General features: G+C 35.1%; 30 protein-coding genes. 12 read left to right on the top strand and 18 right to left on the bottom strand.

Going from position 1 to position 26,840, the window contains the following annotated elements; translation table 11 throughout:
- The first annotated feature begins 121 nt into the window (after positions 1 to 121).
- Both WCV66_RS08085 and hpaB read left to right on the top strand, forming a co-directional pair.
- Positions 122 to 814 carry a TerC family protein gene (locus WCV66_RS08085; RefSeq protein ID WP_066330320.1) on the top strand — a complete coding sequence of 231 codons (693 nt, stop codon included), beginning with the start codon at positions 122 to 124 and terminating at the stop codon, positions 812 to 814.
- A 681-nt stretch (positions 815 to 1,495) separates the two neighbouring features.
- Complete coding sequence (gene hpaB, locus WCV66_RS08080; RefSeq protein ID WP_338788580.1) at positions 1,496 to 2,950, top strand: 4-hydroxyphenylacetate 3-monooxygenase, oxygenase component; 1,455 nt, start codon at positions 1,496 to 1,498, stop codon at positions 2,948 to 2,950.
- A 42-nt stretch (positions 2,951 to 2,992) separates the two neighbouring features.
- On the opposite strand, the gene WCV66_RS08075 is transcribed toward hpaB, so the two are convergent.
- From WCV66_RS08075 to WCV66_RS08045, 7 genes are all read right to left on the bottom strand, one after another.
- Entirely contained in the window at positions 2,993 to 3,241 is a 249-nt protein-coding gene (locus WCV66_RS08075; RefSeq protein ID WP_338788579.1) for a YueH family protein, read from the bottom strand.
- 159 nt (positions 3,242 to 3,400) lie between these two features.
- On the bottom strand, positions 3,401 to 3,622 hold the full coding sequence (locus tag WCV66_RS08070; protein ID WP_338788578.1) for a spore germination protein: 222 nt from the start codon (positions 3,620 to 3,622) through the stop codon (positions 3,401 to 3,403).
- Between the two features lie 112 nt (positions 3,623 to 3,734).
- Positions 3,735 to 4,850, bottom strand: a complete 1,116-nt coding sequence (locus WCV66_RS08065) for an AI-2E family transporter (RefSeq protein ID WP_338788577.1) — start codon at positions 4,848 to 4,850, stop codon at positions 3,735 to 3,737.
- Between the two features lie 321 nt (positions 4,851 to 5,171).
- Positions 5,172 to 5,852 (bottom strand): zinc metallopeptidase, encoded by a 681-nt coding sequence (locus tag WCV66_RS08060; RefSeq protein WP_066330324.1) that lies wholly within the window; start codon positions 5,850 to 5,852, stop codon positions 5,172 to 5,174.
- A gap of 600 nt (positions 5,853 to 6,452) precedes the next feature.
- Positions 6,453 to 6,983, bottom strand: coding sequence for an HD domain-containing protein (locus WCV66_RS08055; RefSeq protein WP_066330325.1), 531 nt, complete (start codon positions 6,981 to 6,983; stop codon positions 6,453 to 6,455).
- A gap of 228 nt (positions 6,984 to 7,211) precedes the next feature.
- The gene (locus WCV66_RS08050; RefSeq protein WP_338788576.1) at positions 7,212 to 8,483 is read right to left on the bottom strand and encodes a sensor histidine kinase; all 1,272 of its coding nucleotides are present in this window, start codon (positions 8,481 to 8,483) and stop codon (positions 7,212 to 7,214) included.
- A 275-nt stretch (positions 8,484 to 8,758) separates the two neighbouring features.
- The gene (locus WCV66_RS08045; protein ID WP_338788575.1) at positions 8,759 to 9,511 is read right to left on the bottom strand and encodes a (S)-benzoin forming benzil reductase; all 753 of its coding nucleotides are present in this window, start codon (positions 9,509 to 9,511) and stop codon (positions 8,759 to 8,761) included.
- Positions 9,512 to 9,694: 183 nt separating this feature from the next.
- Between WCV66_RS08045 and WCV66_RS08040 the strand changes: the two genes are divergently transcribed.
- From WCV66_RS08040 to WCV66_RS08020, 5 genes are all read left to right on the top strand, one after another.
- Positions 9,695 to 10,930 (top strand): PucR family transcriptional regulator, encoded by a 1,236-nt coding sequence (locus WCV66_RS08040; RefSeq protein WP_338788574.1) that lies wholly within the window; start codon positions 9,695 to 9,697, stop codon positions 10,928 to 10,930.
- 325 nt (positions 10,931 to 11,255) lie between these two features.
- On the top strand, positions 11,256 to 12,389 hold the full coding sequence (gene ald / locus WCV66_RS08035; RefSeq protein ID WP_338788573.1) for an alanine dehydrogenase: 1,134 nt from the start codon (positions 11,256 to 11,258) through the stop codon (positions 12,387 to 12,389).
- A 97-nt stretch (positions 12,390 to 12,486) separates the two neighbouring features.
- The gene (locus tag WCV66_RS08030; protein WP_338788572.1) at positions 12,487 to 12,732 is read left to right on the top strand and encodes a DUF2164 domain-containing protein; all 246 of its coding nucleotides are present in this window, start codon (positions 12,487 to 12,489) and stop codon (positions 12,730 to 12,732) included.
- 42 nt (positions 12,733 to 12,774) lie between these two features.
- Entirely contained in the window at positions 12,775 to 12,960 is a 186-nt protein-coding gene (locus WCV66_RS08025; RefSeq protein ID WP_338788571.1) for a YjfB family protein, read from the top strand.
- A 143-nt stretch (positions 12,961 to 13,103) separates the two neighbouring features.
- A complete protein-coding gene (locus WCV66_RS08020) occupies positions 13,104 to 13,550 on the top strand; it encodes a YndM family protein (protein ID WP_338788569.1) in 447 nt (148 codons plus the stop codon).
- Between the two features lie 97 nt (positions 13,551 to 13,647).
- On the opposite strand, the gene WCV66_RS08015 is transcribed toward WCV66_RS08020, so the two are convergent.
- Complete coding sequence (locus WCV66_RS08015; RefSeq protein ID WP_066330372.1) at positions 13,648 to 14,247, bottom strand: sulfite oxidase-like oxidoreductase; 600 nt, start codon at positions 14,245 to 14,247, stop codon at positions 13,648 to 13,650.
- Between the two features lie 110 nt (positions 14,248 to 14,357).
- On the opposite strand from WCV66_RS08015, the gene WCV66_RS08010 reads away from it, so the two are divergent.
- On the top strand, positions 14,358 to 14,945 hold the full coding sequence (locus WCV66_RS08010; RefSeq protein ID WP_338788567.1) for a biotin transporter BioY: 588 nt from the start codon (positions 14,358 to 14,360) through the stop codon (positions 14,943 to 14,945).
- Positions 14,946 to 15,016: 71 nt separating this feature from the next.
- Here WCV66_RS08010 and WCV66_RS08005 read toward each other — a convergent pair whose 3' ends face one another.
- On the bottom strand, positions 15,017 to 15,568 hold the full coding sequence (locus WCV66_RS08005) for a DUF6241 domain-containing protein (RefSeq protein WP_338788566.1): 552 nt from the start codon (positions 15,566 to 15,568) through the stop codon (positions 15,017 to 15,019).
- Between the two features lie 183 nt (positions 15,569 to 15,751).
- Here WCV66_RS08005 and WCV66_RS08000 point away from each other — a divergent pair, with 183 nt between their 5' ends.
- Entirely contained in the window at positions 15,752 to 15,904 is a 153-nt protein-coding gene (locus tag WCV66_RS08000; protein ID WP_157094355.1) for a hypothetical protein, read from the top strand.
- A gap of 248 nt (positions 15,905 to 16,152) precedes the next feature.
- Here the strand turns inward: WCV66_RS08000 and WCV66_RS07995 are convergent, their stop codons facing one another.
- Positions 16,153 to 17,487, bottom strand: a complete 1,335-nt coding sequence (locus WCV66_RS07995) for a Na+/H+ antiporter family protein (RefSeq protein ID WP_066330336.1) — start codon at positions 17,485 to 17,487, stop codon at positions 16,153 to 16,155.
- 380 nt (positions 17,488 to 17,867) lie between these two features.
- Entirely contained in the window at positions 17,868 to 19,373 is a 1,506-nt protein-coding gene (locus WCV66_RS07990; RefSeq protein WP_338788565.1) for a leucyl aminopeptidase, read from the bottom strand.
- Between the two features lie 236 nt (positions 19,374 to 19,609).
- Here WCV66_RS07990 and WCV66_RS07985 point away from each other — a divergent pair, with 236 nt between their 5' ends.
- On the top strand, positions 19,610 to 20,092 hold the full coding sequence (locus WCV66_RS07985) for a divergent PAP2 family protein (RefSeq protein ID WP_066330338.1): 483 nt from the start codon (positions 19,610 to 19,612) through the stop codon (positions 20,090 to 20,092).
- 36 nt (positions 20,093 to 20,128) lie between these two features.
- Positions 20,129 to 20,929 carry a cobalamin-binding protein gene (locus WCV66_RS07980; RefSeq protein WP_338788564.1) on the top strand — a complete coding sequence of 267 codons (801 nt, stop codon included), beginning with the start codon at positions 20,129 to 20,131 and terminating at the stop codon, positions 20,927 to 20,929.
- A gap of 25 nt (positions 20,930 to 20,954) precedes the next feature.
- Here WCV66_RS07980 and WCV66_RS07975 read toward each other — a convergent pair whose 3' ends face one another.
- The 5 genes from WCV66_RS07975 to WCV66_RS07955 all read right to left on the bottom strand — a co-directional run bounded on the left by WCV66_RS07975 (position 20,955) and on the right by WCV66_RS07955 (position 24,547).
- Entirely contained in the window at positions 20,955 to 21,683 is a 729-nt protein-coding gene (locus WCV66_RS07975; protein ID WP_338788563.1) for a 3D domain-containing protein, read from the bottom strand.
- A gap of 229 nt (positions 21,684 to 21,912) precedes the next feature.
- Positions 21,913 to 22,233: a YuiB family protein gene (locus WCV66_RS07970; RefSeq protein WP_066330341.1), complete on the bottom strand. Its 321-nt coding sequence runs from the start codon at positions 22,231 to 22,233 to the stop codon at positions 21,913 to 21,915.
- 75 nt (positions 22,234 to 22,308) lie between these two features.
- Positions 22,309 to 22,434 (bottom strand): YuiA family protein, encoded by a 126-nt coding sequence (locus WCV66_RS07965; RefSeq protein WP_185653733.1) that lies wholly within the window; start codon positions 22,432 to 22,434, stop codon positions 22,309 to 22,311.
- A 147-nt stretch (positions 22,435 to 22,581) separates the two neighbouring features.
- Positions 22,582 to 23,067 (bottom strand): NUDIX domain-containing protein, encoded by a 486-nt coding sequence (locus WCV66_RS07960; protein WP_066330342.1) that lies wholly within the window; start codon positions 23,065 to 23,067, stop codon positions 22,582 to 22,584.
- Positions 23,068 to 23,323: 256 nt separating this feature from the next.
- Complete coding sequence (locus tag WCV66_RS07955) at positions 23,324 to 24,547, bottom strand: NAD(P)/FAD-dependent oxidoreductase (protein WP_338789415.1); 1,224 nt, start codon at positions 24,545 to 24,547, stop codon at positions 23,324 to 23,326.
- Between the two features lie 444 nt (positions 24,548 to 24,991).
- On the opposite strand from WCV66_RS07955, the gene yumC reads away from it, so the two are divergent.
- Positions 24,992 to 25,984, top strand: a complete 993-nt coding sequence (gene yumC / locus WCV66_RS07950) for a ferredoxin--NADP reductase 2 (RefSeq protein ID WP_066330344.1) — start codon at positions 24,992 to 24,994, stop codon at positions 25,982 to 25,984.
- A 66-nt stretch (positions 25,985 to 26,050) separates the two neighbouring features.
- Here the strand turns inward: yumC and WCV66_RS07945 are convergent, their stop codons facing one another.
- Together WCV66_RS07945 and WCV66_RS07940 are read right to left on the bottom strand one after the other, a co-directional pair.
- The gene (locus WCV66_RS07945) at positions 26,051 to 26,254 is read right to left on the bottom strand and encodes a hypothetical protein (RefSeq protein ID WP_066330345.1); all 204 of its coding nucleotides are present in this window, start codon (positions 26,252 to 26,254) and stop codon (positions 26,051 to 26,053) included.
- Between the two features lie 177 nt (positions 26,255 to 26,431).
- Positions 26,432 to 26,794 (bottom strand): HesB/IscA family protein, encoded by a 363-nt coding sequence (locus tag WCV66_RS07940; protein WP_066330346.1) that lies wholly within the window; start codon positions 26,792 to 26,794, stop codon positions 26,432 to 26,434.
- Positions 26,795 to 26,840: the final 46 nt, after the last annotated feature.

The raw sequence follows: 26,840 nt of genomic DNA, 5'->3' as shown, positions 1-26,840 counted from the left end.
GTACTTTTATTTCCTTTTATTGTGCACAAAAACCATATTCATAAACCATAACTTTGTGTTAAATCTTTACTTGGATATTTTTCATCATTCGATTAAAAATAGTACAAGTGGGGTGAAAAACATGGATCTATTTTCGATGGATTTTTTTACTGCACTTCTGTCAATCGTTGTCATTGACTTAGTTCTAGCTGGTGACAATGCAATTGTCATTGGGATGGCCGCCAGAAATCTTCCTAAAGATCAGCAAAAGAAAGTCATTCTTTTAGGGACGGTAGGGGCTATTGTCATTAGAGCACTCGCAACTATGATAGTAGTTTATTTATTAAAAATCCCTGGACTGCTTCTTATTGGAGGGATTATATTATTATGGATTGCGTATAAATTAATGACCGAAGAAGAAACACATGAGGTTAAATCTGGATATAGTTTCTGGGCAGCTATACGAACAATCATCATAGCTGATGCTGCGATGGGCCTTGACAATGTTTTAGCAGTAGCTGGTGCTGCACACGGTAGCTTTTTATTGGTTATTTTAGGCTTACTTATTTCCATTCCAATCGTTGTTTGGGGAAGTACAGTCATTCTGAAATTTATGGAGAAATACCCAATCATTATCTTAATTGGTGCAGCAGTAGTGGCTTGGACAGCAACGAAAATGATTGCGAAAGAACCCTTAGTGAAAAATATTTTTGCTGATGTGTGGGTACAGTATGCATTTGAGTTTATTGTCGTTGCTGTATTAATCAGTATTGGATATCTAAAAATAAAGCGTGGAAAAGAAACAAACCATGAAAAAGAAAAAAGTGCTAGTTAACCTTAAGGTTTAACTAGCCCCCCACTTTAAATAGAATTACTTGCATGCTATTGATTGGGCAAAGATGTTAATGCAAGAAACTGATGTAAGTGCTTAAATATAATGTGAAAAGTAAAATAAGTGAAGGTAAAAGTGTATCCCTTATCCAATTTCTGTTTTCTTTATTTTAACAGAAATCGCATGAGTAATTAACTATTTTTTTCCAATATATGAGGAAAAAGTGATTTATACAAGACGGAAGTTGTGTGTATACTATAGGTATTTAGATCTATAAACGAAGATGTGATACATTCTAATATCTTTACAAATGTTTTATTAAATTAATTGTTAGTTTCATCCAACCAAAAAAAGATAACCATAATGGTACACTTAATAATGTTGCCCAAATCATTCCTTTAAAAAAGTTTTCTTCGTGCATACAACTCACACCTCTCAAAATTAGATCTTAACCTTTATTTTTTCCTAGGTGCAGGTATTTAAACGTTTAGAAAGCGTTTACAATTATTTATTTCTTTTCCCTATTATCTTTATTCATTATTAAGAAGCTTAATTCCTTTGAAAAACGTTCATCAATTTCTTACATAGTTTTCATGAATGCACTTTCCTTCTTCATATGAAATTTCACCTTATCTGCTTAAAGCGCATATAGTGTTACAAATTAGTTGGTTAGGAGTGAAGAGAGTGCCTGCCATTAGTGGAAAAGAATACCTAGATCGTATGGATCAATTAAAGCCAAATGTGTGGATGAAAGGTAAACAAATACAAGGGAAATTATCAGAGCATCCAGCGTATAAAGGGGCTATGTTAACAAAGGCATCACTTTACGATACACAAGTTCATCCAGATTTTATCGAGAAAATGACGTATAGTTCCCCTAGAACTAATGAACGGGTAGGTATTTCCTTCCTACAACCTAAATCAAAGGAAGACCTAGAAGCTCGTAGACATATGATAAATATCTGGGCGACAAAAACTGCAGGAATGATGGGGCGAACCCCCGACTATTTGAATACTGTTTTAATGACTTTGGCTGCTTCAGCGAGTATTCTAGATGACCAAGATGAAGAATTTAGTAAAAATCTTACAAACCTTTATGAAACAGCACGAGATCATGATCTATCTTTTACCCATAGCTTTATTAATCCTCAAGTCGATCGTTCTTCAGACTATACCGAGTTGTCTACTCAACCAATTGCAACCAAAATTGTTGAGAAAAATTCAAATGGAATTGTTATAAAAGGAGCAAGACTTTTGGCAACTCAAGGTGGAATAACTGATGAAGTACTAGTCTTGCCATCTAGTTCAAAGGTTACAGATAATGAATATGCCTTTTCCTTTTCAATTCCTACGGATACTGATGGCCTTAAGTTTATTTGTCGTGAATCCTATTATCAAGGGTCTTCTTTTTTTAATTATCCACTCTCATCTCGTTTTCATGAGATGGATACAATGATTATTTTTGATAATGTTTTGGTTCCTTGGGACCGTGTGTTCTTTTATCATCGTCAAGATATTGCACATCAGCTTTTTTTAAGAAGTAGTTTTACACCACTTACACTACATCAAGTTATTATCAGACAAATAACAAAAACAGAGTTCATTCTTGGTCTGGCGCAGAGGATGGTGACAACTTTAAATCTATCAGAATACCAACATATTCAAGGAAAAATAAGTGAAATCATCATTGGATTAGAAACGATGAAAGCGTTGTTAGATCGAGCTGAACTGCATGCTAATGAAGATGAATGGGGGACAATGGTGCCGAATACCAATTCCTTATATATAGCAGTAACAATGTTTTCAAAGCTCTATCCGCGCATGATTGAAATTTTACAACTAATTGGTGCAGGTGGATTAGTCGCCATACCGACAGAGGAAGATTTTCATTCTCCCTTAGTCAAAGATATAGAGAAATATTGTCAAGGAGCTGCCTGTAATGCAGACACAAAGACGAAAATTTTTAGGCTTGCTTGGGATTTAACAATGAGTGCATTTGGAACCCGCCAAACTCAGTACGAACGTTACTTCTTTGGTGACCCTGTTAAACTAACGTCAAATTTATACAATGGCTATCCAAGACATGAGTATATGAATCTGGTTGAAGATTTTTTAGAGATAAATAAAGAGGCTCACTAATTTAGAGCCTCTTTATGAGGATTAAATTGAATTAAACTACTTTTACATTTCTCCAACCCAATGAATCATTTTGTCTGCCAATTCTTCCGCAGTTTCATGCGCCACTCTTTTTGACAACGAATCTAAAAGTCGGGCTTTAAGAACATCTCGTTCTTCCACATATTGAACTGTAGTAGACCACTCTACTTCAGGTATTGCGATCATACTAAATTCCAGCTTTTTATTTTCATATATATATACATTTGTTATAAGATTTTTACCATTATGTACATTTGCTTTTCTTATTTTCATTTAATCTCTTCCTCTCTGTTCTAACTGCTTTTAAGTAGAAGTGTTGTTTTTTTTCAGTGATTCGTTTCTTAATAAGCGAAAAAACTGATTTTAGGGACAACTAGGAATCTTTATTAGAATCCTACTTTTACCTATTATCAGTCTTAAACTATTAGTTAGTTATTTATTTATAGTCATTGATTGATCAAATAGATCTAGATCACTAAAATTCGTAATATTAAATAAGTTATGTGATTCGATAAAATCACCTGTGTTGGCTGCACCTGAACCAACCGATGTTTTATTTGCACTTTTTGGTGATAAACTAAATGTATCCCCCACTTTAAAGATTGCACTATCTCCAATCGAATTTAATTTAACTGGTCCGACAAACGCAGGCATATTCCTCCTCCTTTTTCATTAGTTACCAAAGTAATGTCCAAACTAACTATCATCATTGAATGTTAAAAGGAACATATTGCTATTATATGGTTAAAAGGAGGAAGAGTTCTGCCTAGATATTAACTTTTTCTATCTTAAGCTCGGCTTTATATTTCTTCCTTAATTTAATAAGCCTTACAATATTTAAAGTCACCGCTTTTAAAACTGCATATGTTGGTACAGCCAAGATCATGCCCAGGACCCCACCAAAACTACCTGCCCCAATTAATAGTAAAATGATCGTTAAAGGGTGTGTATTTAATCGTTTTCCGATGATTAGTGGGGACAAGAAATTCCCATCAATTTGTTGAACTACTGTAACAACAATTGCAGCTAGTAACGCCTTTGTGGGTGAATCAAGTAAAGCAATAATCACTGCAGGTGCAGCACCGATAAACGGTCCTAAATAAGGAATGATATTCGCAACCGCTACGACTAGTCCAAGAACTAATGCATAATCCAGTCCGATTATTGTATAACCTATGAAACAGCCTACCCCTACTGCTAGTGACACAATTAACTGGCCTTGTATATATGCAGCAAGTGTTTCATACAAATCTTGAAATATCTTTAACGCTTCATTACGATATGAAGTAGGTACAAAATTCACTGCTGTTGAAGGTAGCTTGTGTCCGTCCTTTAACATATAGAATAAAATAAACGGCACTGTAATAATCGTTAATGTAATATTTGTCACTACGCCTAAAACTGTTGAAAAGCTTGAGGTAATGTTTTCAGGCAAGCTAGTTGCATAACCAGTTAATGTTTCTTCTATTTGTTCAAATGATACATATTGCTGTTCCATTACCCATTTAAACCACGATGTTTGCGACATATTTAAGATGAATTCACTAAATTCATCAACATATCTTGGAAAATTTGTAATTAAGTCTGTTAGCTGTTCAGATAAAATCGGCCCGATAAAGGCAATAAGTGCCCAAATAACACCGATAAACACAAGATATGGTATTAAAATAGCTAATGTTCTTGGTACCTTGCCTTTTTCAAGTAGCTTTACTAAAGGAGCGAAAATAAAAAATAAAATTCCCGCAATAAGAATCGGAAAAAATAAAGTTGAAGCAAATACAATGATTGGCTCAAATAAAAAGGAAACCTTTGTACCGACATAAACAATTAATAACAACAATAAAATCTGTAATGTCCAAAAATGGGTCTTCGTTTTAAACACAGTTCTTCCTCCTGTTTCGTAACAACCTCTTTTTCTATATCTCTTTTATCTAGTATAGACAGAATTACTCATATATAGGCTTTAAAGAGCTAATAATGGTTTTCCTCACCTTTGCTATGTATACGGATGGTTAGTAGAAATGGTTTCAAATAGTAGAAAAATACTTATTATCTATTACAAATGTACAATATTTAACTACAGTTTTCCAATATGTTCTATCTTCTAAAGATAATTACTTTATCTATAATGAAAAAAACGCAAGGAATTGATTCCTTGCGTTTTTTTGTGTTCTATAAACATAAAGTTATTCAACTAATTTAATTAATCCTCATCACTTTGCATTCCAAAAAACATTAACACAAAACGTAGTAGCTCTGCTACTGCTACAACAGTCGCTGCGACATAGGTTAATGCTGCTGCATTTAAAACTTTTCTAGCTCCACCTTCTTCATCATTTCTGATTAAGCCAGAACCAACCATTGCATTTAATGCTCTTGAGCTAGCATTGAATTCAACTGGAAGTGTAACAACCTGAAACAGGACTGCAGCAGCCATTGCTATGATTCCAAGTAGCAATAAGTTTGCTGATGAAAGAATGATACCGATAAAAATTAAAATGAACGAAAAGTTAGAGCCAATATTGGCTACTGGTACTAAAGCATGTCTAATATTTAATGGTGCATAATTTTGAGAATGTTGTAAAGAGTGACCAACCTCATGAATCGCTACAGAAATCGAGGCAATTGAAGTACCATGATAGTTATCACTTGATAGCCTAACGACTTTCGATCTTGGATCATAGTGATCCGATAATCTTCCTCGCACTTCCTCGACCTTAACATTGTAAAGACCATTTTCATCTAAAATCTTGCGGGCTGCCTGAGCACCTGTTAAACCAGATGAAGCTCCTCTTTTCAGATATTTAGAATATGTCTTTTTTAAGTATACTTGAATTAATATCGGACCCACCATTATTAGGATGAAATAAAAAATAATCCCCATAAAACCAAACTCCTTTCGCTTATTCATTTATTTATATACTTTTAATTAGGCTGACTCGCCATACTTTGTTGCTATTTACCAAGTAGTGCAGCGTGGTTGATTTTCGCTCCAATCAAACATAAACAGTTTTCGTTTTAAAAGCAACAATCTCTTAGAAAAGAGACTTAAATAACAAATACTTTTTCCTTTTAATAAAAAATACAGCTGTTTCGTTATAATCTTAGCTTTTAAAAGCTGTACAGTCAAACGTTACAGTTTGAAATTCCTCGTCCATTATTAGTTTAGACATAAAATGTTCCAATATTGTTTTATTGTAAATCTATATTACGAAATAGGAAAAACAGGCTACTTCAATGTAAAATAGCCTGTTTCTTCTTAGATGTATAAGGTTATATATAAATACGATTTATGTATAAAGGGAAGGGACATAAACCCGCTTAAACCAATTCTTATGTCTAGCTAAACACGTTCATAGACGGGCTTATTTATATTGTTAGTTTCTCCTACATTATCGTGTTGAGCTTGAAGTAAACTCAGGTGTCCTATAAATTAATACTAATAGTGGTGATTTGGCTTAGGGGGGTTCATTTCCTTTATTGCTTAGACTGTTTTACGATATTCAGTTATAAGGCGTTCAATTTCTTGATCCAGCCTCTCAATTTTCTTGATCGCATCTTCTCGGCTAATTTTGCGATAATGGTGTTTACCTAGAGGCTCTTCATCCATTTCGTCAGCCATACGGACGATTTGTTGAAGCGAGGTTTTCTTCATCGAGTTTTCTGGTAAATATGAATCTGTATGAAGCAATATAGCTAACGCAATTTCCTTTGCATATTGGCGATCCTCACCAAGGCGAATTAGCAGTTTATGCGCACGCTCAGCGCCCTTAATCGCATGAATATCATTTTTCACATATTCCTCATAATCCCATTCCCCATTTGTATACCATTCGTAATGGCCTATATCATGAAGCAAACCTGCCTTAGCTGCTATGTCCGGATTTACATCATGCTTAATGGCGAGCTGCACAGCATATCCGGCAACTCTAATCGCATGTAAAACACCTGAACGATTTAAATACTTTTGTGCAATTGGATGGTTAAATACATCCATGATCATCACTCGTCGCATGGTAATCCTCCTTTGTTTTAAATATTCAGAATAATGTAACATATTTTGATAACCTCTTCAACCAAAAGGTTAGTTTTTCTTACAAATTTATTTATTTAATAAAAGTATCTTATTATATATATATGTGAAAAAGGAAAGATTGGAACAATTTTATTAAATAGAAAGGATTATTATGCTATTAGACTAACTTAGGTTACGAAAAAGGAAGCTACCATATGGTAGCTTCCATCAAGATTTAACCGGTATTTTCACACTAAAGGTTGTGGTATTTTTATTGGAATGAACATTAATTGCTCCTCCATATCTGTCTACTACTTGTTTGACAATACTCAGTCCGTCACCTCTTGGAACCCCACGTCTTTCTTCCTTTGTTGAGAAACCGGCTTTGAAAATTTTGTCTACTATTTCTTTCGGAATCTTTGGTCCTATGTTTTCAACTTTAAACAAGTACATAGTAGAAACGGATTTTGCTTCAATGCTAATAAACCGCTCTGATTCTGGTAGCAGTAATGTTGCATCAAAAGCATTATCGATAAGATTCGATAAAATTTTAATTAAATCGATTGATTTTATTTTTTGAAAAGTATGGTCATCTATTAGTAAATGCATATCCACCTTATCATTTTGAGCTCGTACCCACTTAGATTGTAACAAAATATAAAGAACTGGATTAGTTATTTTCAGTGGTAGTTCCATTGATTCTACTTCACTAGTTAAAGATTTCACATACTCATATGCACGGTCTTCTCGTTTAAGCTTTAATAATCCTTGAATGACTTGAATATGATTGATAAAATCATGGCGAATCGATCTCATTGTCTGTAGCATTGATTGAAATTCACCTTGATAGGTTTCTTCTGTATCTCCAACTTGTGTTGTAACTTCCCTACGTAACCATACTTGAAAAATCACAAAAATACTAAATGAAAAAAGAACAAACAACCCGCTGAAGATAAAAAACGGAAAGCTGTTTTTTAATACTTCATCTGTTATTTTATCCACGGTTGCAACACTTTCATTTATTACAAGTGATCCGATGCTTTCCCCTTTATTACCTACAATAGGCACACCAGATGACACGTATGTTCCAACTGAATCATCCTCAATCCTTGTAAAGAATGGTTGATTTTCTTTATATTCACTCTTAATTTCATTAGTAAGAATGCAGCAATCTCCACTAATGGTTACCGAATCATCTGTTGGAAATCCATCTACAATTATCCTTGGTTGATTTTTTTCATCAGCCTTAAGAATATAAGCAAATGTTGCACCTGTATCCCTTATTGCTTTACCAAGCTCATCTTCAAGCTTACGAAGCTTAGCAGTTGAATCTTGGTCTTGTAAATATGCTTCATATGTATTTATATCGAAATGATTCAATACAGCTTGAGCTGTTGATATTCCTTGATTTGCGATCGTTAATTCAATCGTCTTACGTGTATTAAAATAAGTAGCATACAAGTTTAATGAAGATAGTAAAGTGATGATCAAAATTGTCACGGAGATGATGACTGCAAACTTTTTTTGTTTTATTCTGTTAATATTCAGCCACCTCTAAACTATTTACTATATACAAGGGAAAATGGCATGTTCCGTCAACTAAATTGTTTAAATTAAAATACAATGGTAATAATAATAATTTAGTGTTCCTTGCCCATTTCCTTCATATATATTATTGCATCAGTTGACAATTTTTGCGAATCTTTTTTACAATTTTTTATAAATTTTATTAAATTTTGTATTTAAAAGACAACTTTATTTCCTTTACAAAAAGACTAAACAAACTCCTTTATATCATATACTCGACCATTTTCTAAAGAACTTGATAAAAGCTTTACGAGAATATTAGCAACAAAACTTGGTGCTCGTAACATTCCTTTTTGATGATACTCTCTAAACTGATCAATGGAGGAAAAATCTTTCTTTTCAGCAGCGCGTATCACCCCTTGCATTTCTGTATCCATAATGCCAGGGGAAAATGCTATCGCCATCACTTTATTCTCACGCTCACCTTGTTCTAAACCTATTGTATTTGTAAACATGTTTAAGCCTGCTTTCGTACTACAATATGCACTCCACCCGGCAATAGGTCGATTTGCAGCACCAGATGTTATATTTACAATGACAGCTTCACCGGCAAATTCCTTCGTTTCATTAATAAAATATTCGCTCATGATCATTGGAGCAAGCAAATTAAGCTTTACATTTAGGCTAAGTTCCTCTTCAATCGCATCACCTACATTTTTTATTGGATCTACGATTCCTGCGTTATTGATCAAAGTAATTTTCTTAGCCTTTAAAAGATCTATTTTTGAAAAAATACTTTTTATTTTTGCTTTTAATTGACTTACTTCAGAAAGATCACATTCTTCATAATAAATCGAAGCATGTTTGCCTCTAGCAAACCCTTCAAGAGTTAAATTATTTGTTCTTGATAAATAAAAGATCGTTTTATCCTTATCAAGCAATTCTGTTATAATCGCCTCTCCTAAACCTCGAGATCCACCAGTTATAATATAATAGTCCATTATTATTCCTCTCCTTTTTCACTTGTTCCGTTCAAGCTATATTCAATTGTCATTTTTATCATAGCCTATATTGAAAAGCAAGAATTAGAAACGATAAAATATAATGATAAGAGAACATTAATTACACCTAGTGTTCTCGGACATAATCCACTTCTCACGTATTATTAAAAAAGTAGGGATATAATGAGTGAATTTTCAAATGATCCATTTAAATATTATCATTTTGAAAGATTAGAAGATGTTGCTGATCGAATAAGTGAAGTATTGCAATGTCCAATTACAATTGAAGATATTAATCATAGGTTACTAGCTTATAGTACGCATGATGAAAGTACAGATCCAGCTAGAATTTCGACGATTATCAGAAGACGCGTTCCTGAAAAAGTCATTAATAGCTTATGGAAGGATGGTACGATCCCAAAATTATTAAGCACAGATGAGCCAATAAGGGTAAGTCAGATTGATGAAGTTGGTTTAGGAAATCGGATTGCCATTTCAATTTGGAAAAATGATGAAGTACTAGGATTTATTTGGGCATTAGAAATAAATAAACACCTTAAAGAGGAAGAACTCATGCTCTTAAAAAAAGCTGCCCAAGCAGTGAAAAATAAACTGTTGAATTTGCAAATACGTAAGACAAAAAAGGCGGAACGAAATCAGGAGTTTTTTTGGAAGCTATTGACAGGCCATATTTCCACTGAAGTTGAAATTAATGAAGGTTTTCAAGAATTGAACTTACATCTGCCTATTCCTTTTTCTATCGTAGTGTTTAAATTCCCTCATAAGTTAAATGAAGCAGCAGAAAGAAAGCTTTCCTATTTATTACAAACAACACAGCAAGTAAATATCGTTCTATATACTGTTGATTTTGATGAACTAATTATCCTGTTATCAGCAAAAAGTGATGCACCTCTCACAGATATAAGACTGTTCACTCTGTTTACGATTCGTCAGCTAAACGAACGTTTTACCTTTACAAATGTAACTGCAAGTATCGGCGGGATATCTACACAACCTCTTTTTATTGAAAAAAGCTATAAGGAAGCATTAGCTGTACTAACAATTAAAAATCGGTTTCCGAGCGAAACACATGAATTACATAGTTTTTCAGAGATGGGTATTTATCAATATTTAGACATTTTATATGAACAACGAAAACAACAAGGATTAATGAACTATTCCTTACAAAAATTAATCGAATATGATAAGCATCACAAGACAAATTTAGTCCAAACACTTGAAATATTTTTAGACAATGACAGCCATGTTCATGATGCATCAAAAGCTTTAAATATTCATGTGAACACACTAAATTACCGCTTAAAAAGAATAACTGAAATATCTGAGCTGAACCTCAAAAGCTTAAATCAAAAAATGACAATCTACTTAGATATAAAGCTTGATCGCATGTCTTTGTGAAATTTCACAAAAGGAAGAAAAATCTTTCTCTTTTTTAAACAAAGATGTTTAGAAGCATTTTCAATATACTTGTTTTATATAAGAAAAGCGCAAGCGCCTTGATCAGCCCCGACAAGCATAAGACGCAAATGAATAGAAGACGTTCTTTGTCTTCGATTCATTTGTGGCTTATGATCTCGAGGGGCTAGGCGCTGGAGCTAGACACCAAAACTAAGTACAAAAACTTTTACTTTCTAAACAAGAACAAAAGCGCTAAAGCTGGATGTCTAAGCGCTTATCAAAGTACTATTCATGCAACAAAATGCTTCTAGGGGGATGAGTTTTTATGATTATTGGGGTTCCTACAGAAATTAAAAACAATGAAAATCGTGTAGCATTAACACCTGGTGGCGTGACCCAGCTTGTTGCTTGTGGTCATCGTGTATTAATTGAAAGAAATGCTGGTATAGGAAGCGGCTTTGAAAATGAGGATTACGTCAAAGCAGGTGCAGAATTGGTTGAGGATCCAGCAAAGGTTTGGGCAAATGCTGAAATGGTCATGAAAGTAAAAGAGCCACTGCCATCAGAATACGGCTACTTTCGAAAAGGTCTCATTTTATTTACTTACTTGCATTTAGCTGCTGAACCAGAACTAGCTAAATGCTTAAAGGATAAAGCTGTGACGGCTATTGCTTATGAAACAGTAACAGTGAATCATACACTTCCATTGTTAACACCAATGAGTGAAGTTGCAGGTCGTATGGCTGCTCAAATCGGTGCTCAGTTCCTTGAAAAGCCAAAGGGTGGAAAAGGAATTTTACTTGCTGGTGTACCTGGTGTCAGCCGAGGAAAAGTGACAATTATTGGTGGTGGTGTCGTTGGGACAAATGCTGCAAAAATGGCAATTGGCCTAGGTGCAGATGTAACAATTATTGACTTAAGTGCAGAACGTCTTCGTCAATTAGATGATATTTTTGGAACGCAAATCAAAACATTAATGTCAAACCCAGTAAATATTGCAACAGCTGTGGCAGAAGCAGATTTACTTATTTGCGCAGTACTAATCCCAGGTGCCAAAGCACCAACCTTAGTAACAGAAGAAATGGTGCAGGCAATGAAGCCTGGTTCTGTCATTGTAGACGTTGCCATTGACCAAGGTGGAATTGTTGAAACAGTGGATCATATTACAACACATGACAACCCAACATATGAAAAACACAGAATAATACATTATGCTGTAGCAAATATGCCCGGGGCAGTACCACGGACATCTACAATTGCTCTCACAAACGTAACAGTACCATATGCTCTACAAATTGCCAACAAAGGCGTATATCGTGCAATTAATGACAATGCGGCTTTAAGAGCTGGCGTAAACGTAATCGCTGGACAAGTGACATATGAAGCAGTTGCCAGAGATCTTGGATATTTATACAAAAACTTAGAAGATGTATTAGAAAATGAACAGTTAATGAATTAGAATTGAATGTGACAGATGAGATTTTAGTCTGTCTCCTTTTGTTTGCTGGAGAGGGACGAGATGCCTTAACTTACGAATACATAAAGGAGATTCTAATATGTTTATTAAATTACCCAAAGAAACAAAGGATGGAATAAAAGAAGAAATAATCAGCTTTTTTTACGAAGAAAGAGATGAGGAAATCGGTGAGATTGCAGCAGAAGCATTTCTTGATTTTTGTTTAGAAAAGCTCGGACCTTATTTTTATAATGAGGGAGTACAGGATGCGATTAAAATTATCAATGAACGCAACATGAATGCTGAGGAAGATTTACATTCATTAAAACGAAACGTTTCTCGTTAATTGCTTTACTTTTAACTAACATAATCCGATAGAAGAATTAGGATGGTGAACACTTTGGATATCGCAGCATTATCAATTAATCTAAACCAGGCTTCTCTCGGACAAAGCGTTGGCATCGCTTTAGCTAAGAAAACAATGGAGGCCGCACAGCAAAATAGTCAAGAAATGCTAAAGATGTTAGAAGCCCCACACCCATCTATAGGTAAATCAATTGATTTAAAAGGCTGATAAGAAGTGACTGTATTGAAAGCTATGTTACATATCCTATTTTCTAACATAGGAGGTGCTTATGCTTTTGATTCAGACTCTTTTTTTAGCATAACCATGTAAACCAACGCACATAATAACTCTCAAAAGGAAGGGTGATTTGTGTGCAACATATTAAGGCGCTTGCTATTAAGACAGTCGCTTCTTTAGTTCTAATATATGTCATTCTAGGAATAGGCTTTAACTACTCCTTTGGGAATATATTAGCTTTAACGTTTCTATTAGGAGTTATTTCTTATATCCTAGGTGATTTGCTATTACTTCCAAGAACGAGCAATCTAACCGCAACAATATCAGATTTTGCACTAGCTATGCTTTTAACATGGTTTTTTCTCTCAAATATAACCGCCAATACTAATAATGTGTTTATGGCTTCATTGTTAACTGCAATTGGTGTTGCCCTATTTGAAAGCTTCTTCCATAGATATATGAGAGCAAATATTTTACGAACTGAGGAATCTACTCTTAAAGTAAACACTTTGCGGTATCAAACAGAAGCTTCAGAGGAACTAGCTCCTGATAAAAGGAAACTTGAAAGGGATAATGATTAAAGTTATTAATTGCTTCCCACTTCAATAAACTTTTAGTATAACTTAGTAAGAAGGATTAACAGGTGCTCTTAAATATAGGATCACCTGTTATATTTAGTTAATCAAAACTATACCTCTGTTCCAACCACGGATCACCCTTCATATGATATCCATTCCGTTCCCAAAACCCAGGATGATCGTGTTCTGTAAACTGAATACCTCGAAGCCATTTTGCACTTTTCCAAAAATAAAGATGCGGAAATACCCCTCGAAGCGGGTAACCATGCTCTGGTGTTAACGGTTCATTGTTAAAGGAGTGTGCAAGGAGACTTGTTTCTTTTAAAAAATCTTCTACCGGGAGATTGGTTGTCCATCCTTCCTCAGCATGTAAAATGACATAATGGGCATTCTCTTGTATCTTCACGTCCTTTACAATGTCCCTCACTCTTATTCCCTGCCAGCTTGCATCTAGCTTTGACCAACCTGTTACACAGTGAATATCATTGGAAAGGTCCACCTGTGGAAACAGTGTCAGAATATCTTCTAGTGAGTAAAGCTTCGGATGTTGGACTAAACCATATATTTGTAAATTCCATTTCGAAATATCATCATAATAAGGTACATTACCATTATGTAGAACAGGAAATGTTGTTGTAACATTTTGATTAGGTGGTACCCGATCTGATGTAGAGGTGTTTCTTTTTTTGCCAAAATACATAGTAATCATACCTTTCACCTTTTGTTAACTTATATAAAAATAAAGTTGACATATACTGAGTCCTCGATTATTCTTTCAGTATGGAAATTGTCTTGATAAGGGGGATAATAATGAAAAGAAAGTTAAGTACATATGATCTAACCTTAGTTGGAATGTTTGCTGCTTTAATGGCAGTTGGTGCTAATATTACATCTTGGGCGCCATTTCTTCAAATCGCAAATGTTCCTTTGTCCATGCAGCCCTTTTTCTGTATATTAGCAGGGCTCCTTTTAGGCAGCAGACTTGGCGCATTATCAATGATCATCTATGCATTAATCGGGATTGCTGGAGCACCTGTATTCGCACAATTTAATGGTGGGATAGGTGTTATTTTCAGCAGTACTGGTGGCTTTATTATTTCTTATATTTTTACTGCTTATGCTGTAGGAAAAATCCTAGAATTAAGTAAAGAGAAAAATAAATTCACATTCTTCACTGCTTCATTTGTTGGAATTATTCTTATCTACTTTATCGGTACAACTTATATGTGGTTAGCATTAAACGTTTGGATAAATGCCCCAATGTCATACGGAACCGCCTGGGCTGTAATGGCATGGTTTATCGTAAAAGATGCTGCATTCACCATTTTAGGTGCGCTAATTGCCCCACGAATTTATTTCGCTGTCACAAGAGCAACAAACAAAAGAATTGCTGCCTAATGAGAATTGCGGAAGTTAGACAACTAAATTAAGTCTTATCTCTTAAAAAAGACAGCTATCAGCTGTCTTCTTTACTGGATACTCCCCTTATGATCTTCTAAATACTGCTTCTCTTCTTCAGTAGACAATACTCCTGTTGCCTTTCCTATTGTGCCACCTTGTAAATTCCAAATCGCATTATGATCTTTGTCAGCTTTTGAGAAATCTCCCTCAGCCCAGCGATTAAGTATATCTAAATAGAGATCGCTTTTTTCGTAACGATCACTTTCAACAACTCCAATTAAAAATTGAATTCGTTCATTTGTCATTTCGTAATGAAGCCATTTCTCTTCGGCTTCAACCTTTTGGTGTGACATTCCATGCATATAATTTAGCACATCATCCTCTGCCAAAGACGAGCTATTACTACCAAAAGGGTTATCTGTAATTGTTTCTGATGCTGTTGATTCGCTTTTTTGATTGTTTTTAGATTTAGAGGTGCTATCTTCTTTTGAAGCAACAGGTGAGGAAGATACCGCTTTCTGATCAATCATATCAACTACAATAACACCTAAAAACCCTAAACAAATTACACAAACAAGTATACTAGTAAAAATTAGCTTATGTTCTTTTATCCAAGTCACTACATACTCCTCCTAAAAATAGGATAATTCAATGATACATCGAGCTAAACAATGAACACAAGAGTAAGGATTGTCGAAATTCCTCGCAATCGTACTATTTTACTATTTTTTCATATTAAATGTATAATTAATACTAGTTTTGTCAATAAAATTAGTAGAGTCCATGAAGAGGGTGTGAAAGCGATGAAAACATTAGTGTTCAAAAAATATTTTTTAGACATAAACAAAAGAGAACAACTTGAGAAAGAAATCATAGAGAAGAATCCTGAATTAGTAGAAATCGTACTAGAATGGGATGATGAGGAGTTACTGGAGAGAATTAATCATAATCGGTAAGAACAAAAGCTCAGGGCGCCTCGTTCAGCCCCGACAAGCATAAGCCGATTTAGAATAGAAGGCGTTCCTTGCCTTCAATTTTAAATCGGCTTATGTCCCGGAGGGTCTAGGCGCTGGAGCTAGACACCAAAACTAAGTACAAAACCGTTAGAACTGGATGTCGTGTGCTTATCGACAGTTGAAGAATTTTATAATTTACAAATGATTAGGCAACCTTTTTTAAGAGTATAAGCACCAACTAAAGAGTCTTATAAAATAATTGCTGCAATCCATCCAAAGATAATTAATGGAATATTATAGTGGATAAAGGTTGGAACACAGGTATCCCAAATATGATTGTGATTCCCATCTGCTGATAAACCTGATGTAGGACCAAGTGTACTGTCAGACGCTGGTGAACCAGCATCACCCAGAGCAGATGCGGTCCCAACAATCGCAATTGTCGCCATAGGACTAAATCCTAATTCAAGGCATAATGGTACAAAGATTGTTGTGATGATTGGTATCGTTGAAAATGAAGAACCAATCCCCATTGTTACAAGTAAGCCGACGATCAGCATCAGCAATGCACCGATCGCTTGATTACCATTAATTAAGTTTGCTCCATCCTCTACTAATCGTTCAACATGACCTGTTTCCTGTAAGACACTTGCAAATCCAGATGCTGTAATCATAACAAATCCGATAAACGCCATCATTTTCATACCATTTGTAATAACGAAATCTGCTTCTTTCCGCTTTAAGACACCACTAATGTATAAAACGATTAAACCAGCTAGAGCGCCAAATATCATGCCTTCAACTCCAAGCTTTTGTGAAAGATAAAGCTGAACTGAAAGTGACAAAATGATTGAAATGATTGCAATACTTAGCGTTTTCTTAGTGTACGGATTATTCATTTCTTGTCCGACTACTTCACGTGTTTCATATTGTCTGTTTTTACGATAAGTGAAAAACACAGCAACTAAAAGTCCAACTATCATTCCAAGCGCAGGAATGGCCATGGCTGTTGGAATATCCGCTAAAGATACAATTAAACCACTTTCCTCCATGTTTTTTTGCATAATCTCATGGAATATCGCTCCAAATCCAACTGGTAAAAACATGTAAGGTGTAATAAGCCCAAAAGTTAAAACAGTCGCAATTAAACGGCGGTCCACTTGAAGCTCATTCAACACTTTCAATAATGGTGGGATCAGGACTGGAATAAACGCTATATGAACAGGTATTACATTTTGAGAAAAAATCGCCATAATAAGGATCATAAAGATAATGAGTACTTTTGAAAGAGTTTTGCGTTTCGTCTCACCTTCACGACCTACTAGTTTGATCGCACCAGAAACCATTGCATCTGGTAGGCCTGTTTTTGATAAAGCAACAGCAAAAGCTCCCAACAGAGCATAGCTAAGCGCAACATTTGCATTTGCACCTAAACCATCTGTAAATGTTTGGATTGTCGTTGCTACATCCAAACCACCGGATAATCCACCAATAAAAGCTCCAATAACGAGAGCAAAGACTACATTTATTCTTAATAAGCTCAAAATAAGCATCACAATAACAGCTATTACAACAGCATTCAAAATTAAAACCCCCAAAAATCCTTTAGTTTGCTAATGTGGTAGAGAAATAAAATAACAGAATTAAATTTACCATATCCTTTTTTCTTGTGTCAATGGTGAATTTATCTAATTAGCAGACTAAATTATAGGGACGTGACACTATATTAATAGATTCAGGATATAAAATAAGTTGGGAGAAATATTTTTATCTTTATTTAAGTCCCTTTTTTGCAACTTTGGTCTTTAATTTTGCAAATTCTTAATTTTTTTTGCAACTTTACTACTTTATCTTGCAAATTCTGAAGTTTTTCTTGCAACTTCACTACTTTATCTTGCAACTAACATTTTACTGGAGAAAAAACCAAAGAACCGACCATTCCAGCCGATTCCTTGTCTGTTACTTATCTACCTGTTTCAAACCGCTCTACAAATGCTGCTAGTGTTCTTGCCATTACCCCTGTTGCACCTTCTGGACCAAGATCACTATCTTTAGAGGTGGTAGCTGTACCAGCAATATCTAAATGTACCCATGGCGTACTCTCAGCAAACTCTCCTATAAAGGTTCCTGCCATGATGGCATGACCTTCTCGTCCAGGTGAATTATTTAAGTCTGCCATCTTGCTATTTCGAACGCGCTTTTTGTCTTTTTCAGTAATTGGCAGGCGCCAGATTGGCTCAGTACATTCATGTGATGCTTGTAGCACTTGTTCAAACAATTCTTCATTATTTGTCATTGCACCTGTTGTCTCAGTCCCTAATGCTATGATCACTCCACCTGTGAGAGTTGCAATGTCAACTAAATAATCAGCACCATGATGCTTGGCATATGTAATACCATCTGCAAGAGCTAAACGACCTTCTGCATCTGTGTTTAATACTTCAATTGTTTTTCCACTTAATGAAACGATGACATCATCAGGTTTAAAAGCTCCACCACTAATCATATTGTCTGTTGAAGGAATAACAGCTACAACATTTTGCTCTGGCTTAATTTCCCCAATGATCTCCATTGCCCCTAGTACTGCTGCAGCTCCACCCATATCGGTTTTCATGCCGACAATGCCATCCTTCGGTTTAATTGAATAACCGCCTGTATCATAAGTAATTCCTTTTCCGACTAAGCCGATGACGTCGGTCCACTCTTCTTTTCCTTGATATTTTAAAACAATCATCTTTGGGGGTTCTTCAGAACCTTTATTCACGGCGAGTAATGCTCCCATTCCAAGCCGCTCCATTTCTTCCTTCTCTAGAATTTCAACTTCAAACTGATACTTTTCCGCTAACTCAATTGAGTATGCGGCTAGTTCTGTTGCTGTTAATAGATTCGGAGGCATATTTGTTAAGGTTCTTGCACTATTTGTCCCCATACCAAACGCATAGCCAACCTCTAATCCTGATTTAATCTCATCCATCTCTTCTGTATTTGCTACAACATGAATCTTTTCAATGTTCTTTTCAGGCTCATTTGCTTTCTGTTTGTAATCAATTATTTTATAGGTAGATAATGCAAATGCCTCTGCTAGTGCATGGGCAGCTTCACTTTGATCCACATTATCTGTAACGAACGTGTCTAACGCAATTGTGACATCCTGTATTTTTGCGTCCTGAACCGCTTTAAATAAGGTTCCGAATACTTCTCTTATTGAATCGAATTTTATTTCCTTTTCTTTTCCTAATCCAACAAAATATATACGTTTTATCGTTAGCCTTCCAAGGGTATGTACTTTAGTAATCAACTTTCGCTTTGTAGATAGGTCCCCAGCCTTCATTAATTCAGTAATTTGCCCATCCAATTGGTTATCTAATTCAGCAGCTAGTCCTGATAGTTTACTGTTTTGTTGATATAATCCAATCACAAGTGTTTCATGCTTTTCATTCAGTTCTAATTGATTATGTACATTAAACATTTACAACACCTCCATTTTTAGTGAAAAGACAAATAATGATGTCTGAGAACATTACCAAGATGTGCTATAATGAAGAAAATCTTTTTCACACTTTCATTTTAGCAGCTTATATACCACTGTATACAAAGAGCTCAAACCTTACCTAATGAATACATACTGTATTGTATCAGAACAAAACAGCTTTTGAAATGGAAGCGCAATCCTGAGCATTCACATCAATGAGAGGGGTAGACACTTTGGAATTATTTTATAATTTCCCTTTACTTTCATCTTTAGCAGCAATCTTCTTTGCACAATTCGTAAAAGTACCTATTCAATTTATCGCTACAAAAAAATGGGATTGGTCCCTTGTGACAAGCACAGGTGGAATGCCTAGCTCTCATTCAGCAGCAGTTACTGCCCTTTCAACAGGGGTTGCACTTGATCATGGGCTTGACTCTTCAATCTTTGCTATCTCAGCTGTTTTTGCTATTATTACGATGTTTGATGCAACAGGGGTAAGAAGACACGCTGGAGAACAAGCAACTGTTTTAAATCAGCTTGTCCTTGATTTTAATAGATTTGTTGAAGAAGCAAAGGTTTGGCCGCAACAAGCTGAAAAAGAGAAGCAAAAAAAGCTAAAGGAACTCCTTGGGCACCAGCCAATTGAAGTTTTCTTCGGTGGATTAACAGGTATTGTTTTGTCACTTTGTTTATACTTCATTTTTGTGATGGCTTGATTACATAATTTTAGTTTTGCCAGTAGGAGGATCTAAATGAAACTAATTTCAATTTGTCCTAGCAACACAGAGCTAGCTGTATATCTCGGTTTAAAAGATAACCTCATAGCATTAGATGACTTTTCTGATTGGCCAGAAGAGCTTTGTCAGCTTCCAAGATTAGGACCTGACCTTTCAATTAATATGGATCTTCTCGAAACTTATAAACCAGACTTAGTGCTGGCGTCCCTTAGTGTTCCTGGTATGGAGAAAAACGTAGAAGCTTTAAAGAATCGAAATATTCCTCATATTGTATTTGATCCACAAACTTTCCAAGATATCGCAGAAAATCTTCAAACATTAGGAGATATCATTGGAAACAGGAAAGAAACGACACTTGCAATTGAAACATTTAACAACACTCTTGATACATATCGAAACATAGCTGCTACGATCCACCAACCTAAGACAGTCTACTTTGAATGGTGGCCAAATCCGATTTTCACTCCAGGAAAAGTCAACTGGCTAACTGAATTAAGTCAATTAGCAGGGGCTCGAAATATTTTTGATGATGTTGAACTTGCTAGTGTGCAAACAACATGGGAGGATGTTGTCGCTAGAAATCCAGAGCATATCTGCTTATCATGGGTTGGTGTAAAGCAATCTAGAATGAAGCGTGAGCACGTTATGAAGAGAAAAGACGCAGCTGACTTACAAGCTGTACAAAATGGTCAAATTCATTTACTTGAAGAATCATTATTCTGTAGACCCTCTCCTCGTTTGCTTGTTGGTTTACAAAAGCTCTCATACTTATTACATCCAGACTATTTTCCAGCATCTCACCCAATAGAAACGTAATAAAACAAAAAGCTAGTAGGCAATACTAGCTTTTTGTTTTACTTTTTATATACTTTTGCCTAAAAACTTGCATTGATTCCTCTTCATTCAAACGCTCTAATTGTTCTTCCGTTAATTTACCTTCGCCCATTTTCACAACATATACATCTAATTGCTTCTTCCCCCAATTATTGTATACGTCTGTTACCGTCTCATAATAGAGATCTAATCTATTACCTTTTATTGCACCGCCTATATCTGCCACGACTCCATAACCATATCCAGGAATAAAAAGAATAGTCCCAATCGGAAATACACTTGTATCTGCAGCAACAGTCGAGTATAAATCACGTTTTACTTTTACACCTGAATATGTAATTCCATAACTTGGATGGTTGGGATATTTACCAGTAGATTCTACACCTGCTGTATAACCTGTTGCGATAACTTTTTTCGTAGGATACTGAGACCAATCAAAAGCATCTTCAAGTGATACATCGTGATTAATTGTTTCAACACTTGAGGAAACCTGTGTTTCAATAGTTGGTTCATTATTCATTGATTTAAACGTTAACCCTAAAACTCTGAAGGAATCATCATCCTCATTTACATTTACATGATCGAGGGTTTCACTTGAACTTGAAACTTTAAGATCGTACCAGTTCTTAACGTCCTCTGCTTCTACACCTGATATCGCTTCAAACGTTGTTGTTAATGCCCCTAAAAATAATAAGGCCATAAACACCCTTTTACTAACTCTCTTTATACTTATCATTTATTTCCTATTCACTCCTCTCACAAATCTATTCGTTCCCACATTGGAGAGAGAATATTCACAAACAGGAAAAATACATATATTAACAGTTTAAAAGCGTCCACTAATTACCTTGATAAATCTTTAATAATAAAGGAGGAATTTCTAAGTAAATACTCAAAATAGAAAACACAAAAAAGCCTGTCACCCTAAAGTGTCAGACTTCTCATTTAAGTATAAAAAGATTCACCTAAAACATTTGGTACCCTCTTTTACGGAGCATTTTAATAACAACTCCAGAAATGATCGCTCCAAACAGGCCACAAGCTAAAATAAGTATATCTGCAAGCGCTAATGAAACAATTTTATTGCCCAAAGCAGCAAAGGATTCACTAGGACTTTGAAAATATTCGATAAACCTAACATTATCTATAATAAAAATACAAACAATAGGATACACAATCGCCATGATCCAAGACATTCGTAAAAGCATATTTAATAAAAATCCAATTCCAAAAAATAAAACTAAAAATAAAAGCATTGAAATTAATAAAACCGGTAAGCTTAACATGCCTATCACCTCCATTACACCTATTTTAGTGTACTGAACTAACGATAGACAGTCAATGCCAACTCAGTGAACGTTTTATGACTTCTTCCCAGTTCCCTCACAGCTATTACAAGTTTCAGATCCACCTAATAGTAACTGAAAATAGCCTTTTCCAGTGCAATAAGGACATTCTTTTGTTTCAACTTCAGTTGTTGTATTCATAAATGTCTCTCCTTTAGTTAATGGTCCTATTAATATATCAATTATTCTGACAATTTAAAAGGGAGATAATCTTACGTTGTTATTCATGTAAGCGAATACATTTAGGTTTTTCTTTAATTAGCTAGTTTTTTCATATAATTAAGAAAATTATAGAAATAGGGTATAAGCACGGTAACCAAAATGATCGCCAGGATTATAGTGATCATATTTTTTCAGCTCTGTTTCAAAGGATGCTTTAGCAAAACTCTTAAGCAACAAAGAGGAAGCTGGATCATGAAGGAGTATTTGAGGATCGATAAATGCTACATCCTCGAGCTCATCTGTTTGAACAGTAATAGCATTTGTTGTGGCTCTAAGGGTAAAAATGATCATGTTATCACTAATCACATCTTTAATTACTCCAGAACGAATGCCAATAACTCCTTCAACTTTACTCATTATTCCTGTTTCTTCTTGAATTTCTCTAAGAACCGCCTCATCTATTGTTTCTCCTTGTTCAACAAAGCCTGCTGGTAAGGACCAATTTCCTTTTAGCCCACCGTATTTTTTCTTAACAACAAGCCATTCATTTTGTTCATTCCGAACAATACCGGATACAGCTAACCACACGTTTCCCCGCTTTGACTGTGTCATGTCATTGTTTTCCCCCTTTGGTTACCATGTGAAAAAAGACAAAAGCACTTAGCTCTTGTCCCTTTTCCATCATAAAACCGTTTTATAATCGTTTAAGAAATTATAAAATTCTTGAACTGTGAATAAGCGCACGACATCCAGCTCCAGCGCCTAGCCCCTCTAGGGTCTAGCTAATTTAGAATTGAAGGCAAAGAACGCCTTCTATTCTAAATCATCTTATTGCCCGAGGCTGATCAAGGCGCTTGCGCTTTTGTTCTTATAATAAGTTAAATTTACCTTTTTTCAATACTAATGTAGGTCCACCAACCATTAATAATGCACGGTTATCAATTACTTTTTTCATGAATGATGCTTTCGTTCCTACTAATTTTTTACCGAATACTACTCCAACTGCATCATTTTCGCCTAAAGATGCAACAGAACCTTTAATATCTGGTGTGAATGTACCCATTTCCCCACGCTCGCGAATTGCAACTGCTAAGTTTTTAGCACAAACTTCTCCTTGTTGCATCGCAATTTGTGCTGTTGGTGGGTAAGGGCGATTAATTTCTTCGTTTATAATTAAAGCGCAATCTCCAATGATGAATACATCATCATGTCCTGGAGCACGTAAGTAACCATCAACTTTTACACGTCCACGCATGTTTTCGAATCCAGCTTCTTCAACAACACTGTTTCCGCGAACACCAGCAGCCCATACGACAGTTTCAGCTTTAATTGTTTCCATTTGATCATCTTTCGCAACAATGATCCCGCCTTCGATACACTCTTTAATCGCTGTACCGATTCTAAATTCTACACCTTTTTTCTGTAAATGGTTTACTGCATAATCAACTAACTCAGGATCAAAGCCTGGTAATGCTGTTGGTGCAGCTTCAACACAGATAATACGTACCTTTTTGAAATCAATATCATACTCTTTACAAAGCTCAGGTACTCTATTACCTAATTCACCTAAGAATTCGATACCTGTGAATCCAGCTCCACCTACTACAATTGTTAAGCGTTCGTCTTTTTTCTCTGCTTCCATATTATAAGTAGCAAATTGATATTCAATATGCTCACGTAATTGACGTGCAGAATCAATGCTTGTGATTCCAAATGCAAATTCCTTCAAGCCTTGGATACCAAATGTTTCAGGGTGTGCACCTAAGGAAATAACTAAATAGTCATATTCAACTTCGCCATTTTCTAAAACGACTTTCTTAGCTTCTTTATCAATTGAAACAACTGTGTCTTTCACGAATTTCACACGGTTGTTGTCAATGATATCTTTGATTTGATAACGAGCACGATCATGATGTAAAGTACCTGCTGATGCTTCATGTAACCATGTTGTTTCATAGTGATAATCATTTTTATTCACTAATGTAATTTCTGCTTCGTCTACACCTATTTGCTTTTGTAAACGAGTTACTGTAATTAATCCACCATACCCTGCACCTAATACGACAACTCTTGGCTTTCTCACCGAAAACATCCACCTTTTCTTTAAAATTGTTGTAAAAATCGAATTATGTCTATTACTATAATCCACTGAAATACAACATTTTATTTTGATATGAAAGATAAAACTTTGTGAAATCATTCACTTACCTTCGCATAAAGAAGGTATATTTCCTTGATAATACATAAAAAAATATATAATTACACCTATATTCCATATTATCTATTTAAAATTATTTTTTCAAGTAATTTTTTCTTACAAAAGAGTATTAATTTATCTGAAAATATTTTATAATCTTATATTTTTATGGAAAATACTATTTAATGCCCTTAAATATAACAACATTCACCACAACTAAAACCAAACTTTGTCATATGATATTTAGAACAAGCAAGTAAAAGTAAATGAAATAGTCAATTCACTTATGGTAAGATTTCTACATAGGTTTTGTATACTCTAAACAGAGGAGGATGACATGTGAAAGAAGATACTAAGGTTTATGATATTACCATCATCGGTGGAGGACCTGTAGGTTTATTTACTGCTTTTTACGGCGGAATGAGACAAGCAAGCGTCAAGATCATTGAAAGTCTTCCCCAACTGGGTGGTCAGCTTTCCGCATTATATCCTGAAAAATACATATATGATGTCGCAGGCTTTCCTAAAGTGAGAGCCCAGGAGCTCGTTGATAATCTCAAAGAACAAATGGGACTATTTTCACCAACTGTTGCTCTAGAGCAAGCTGTTGAACATGTAGAGAAACAGGCTGACGGTGTATTTAAGCTAACAACAAACAACGAAATCCATTATACGAAGACAATTATCATAACTGCAGGTAATGGAGCATTCCAACCTCGAAAACTAGAGCTCGATACAGCTGTAAACTATGAAAACAAAAATTTACATTACTTTGTAGATGATTTAAATAAATTTGCCGGTAAACGTGTTGCACTTTGTGGTGGAGGCGACTCCGCAGTTGATTGGGCCCTTATGCTTGAACCTATCGCAGAAAGTGTTAGCCTTATTCACAGACGAGATAAATTCAGAGCACATGAACATAGTGTAGAGTTATTAAAGAATTCAAAGGTAAATATTCTAACTCCATATGTTCCGACTGAGATTATTGGTGAGGACAACATAGAACAGATCGTGTTAGAGGAAGTAAAGGGAGATCGTAAAGTAGTGGTTGATATTGATGATTTAATTATTAACTATGGCTTTGTTTCTTCACTTGGACCTATAAAAAATTGGGGCTTAGAAATAGAGAAAAACTCTATTATAGTTAATTCTAAAATGGAAACAAATATTGAAGGGATTTATGCAGCTGGTGACATCTGTACATATGATGGGAAGGTTAAGCTTATTGCAAGCGGATTTGGTGAAGCTCCAACTGCTGTTAATAATGCAAAAGCATTTATGGATCCAAAAGCACGTGTCCAGCCTTTACATAGTACAAGTTTGTTTAACTAATTGTATTCTTTTTATAAAACAAAACGACTGAAATGGATCAGTCGTTTTGTTTATTATCGGACTTGTTTATTCTTGTAATACTTCAATTGAGGAGATATGAGTAGGGTTAATCGTAATTTTCTTTTCATGATCAAGATAGATGAAACCGTTATGCAGTACCCTTCCATTTGGTTGTTCATTGTAAAGAGTGTTTTTAAAGTCATTTACTGAATAACTATCTTCTACTACCACGTACTCTTTGCCACTATTCATGATAACTTTAATTTTCATTTCTTCTCACTCTCCTAATCATTATCTTAATCTTTATTCGATAGGAGAAATGAAAACTCCTACCTTCATAAAAAAAAACAGACCATCTATAACTATGAATAGAAAAATTCATAGCTTAAGAAAGTCTGGTTCCATTACTTATCTAGGGATTAATGGCATCCATTTTCAGTAAGTCTTTTAACACTCTTCAGGAGTACCTGTATTTGCCGCAGTTCTAAACGATGACCCACAACCACAATTAGCAATTGCATTAGGATTATCGATTGTGAAGCCCCCGCCCATCATTGATTGCTTGTAATCAATTTTAGTTCCATTTAATATAGGTGCATCTTCTTTTTTTACCAGAACCGTTAATCCATGTTGCTCTAAAACCTGATCCTCTTCAGTGATTTCGTGTTCAAATCCCATTCCATAGGATAGACCACTACAGCCTCCACCTTTTACTCCTACACGAAGATAAGCATTTTCTTCTTCATGGTCTTTCATCATATCTTTTATTTGATAAGCAGCAGCTTCTGTAATTATAACTACATCATTCATCCGTATACCTCCTTATTCAGTATGAAATGATTATATATTTAGTATA

This window comes from Metabacillus rhizosphaerae (assembly GCF_037201795.1).
GTDB lineage: Bacteria > Bacillota > Bacilli > Bacillales > Bacillaceae > Metabacillus > Metabacillus rhizosphaerae.
Note: the sequence above shows the minus strand (reverse complement) of the source record. Positions and strands in the feature narration are given on the sequence as shown.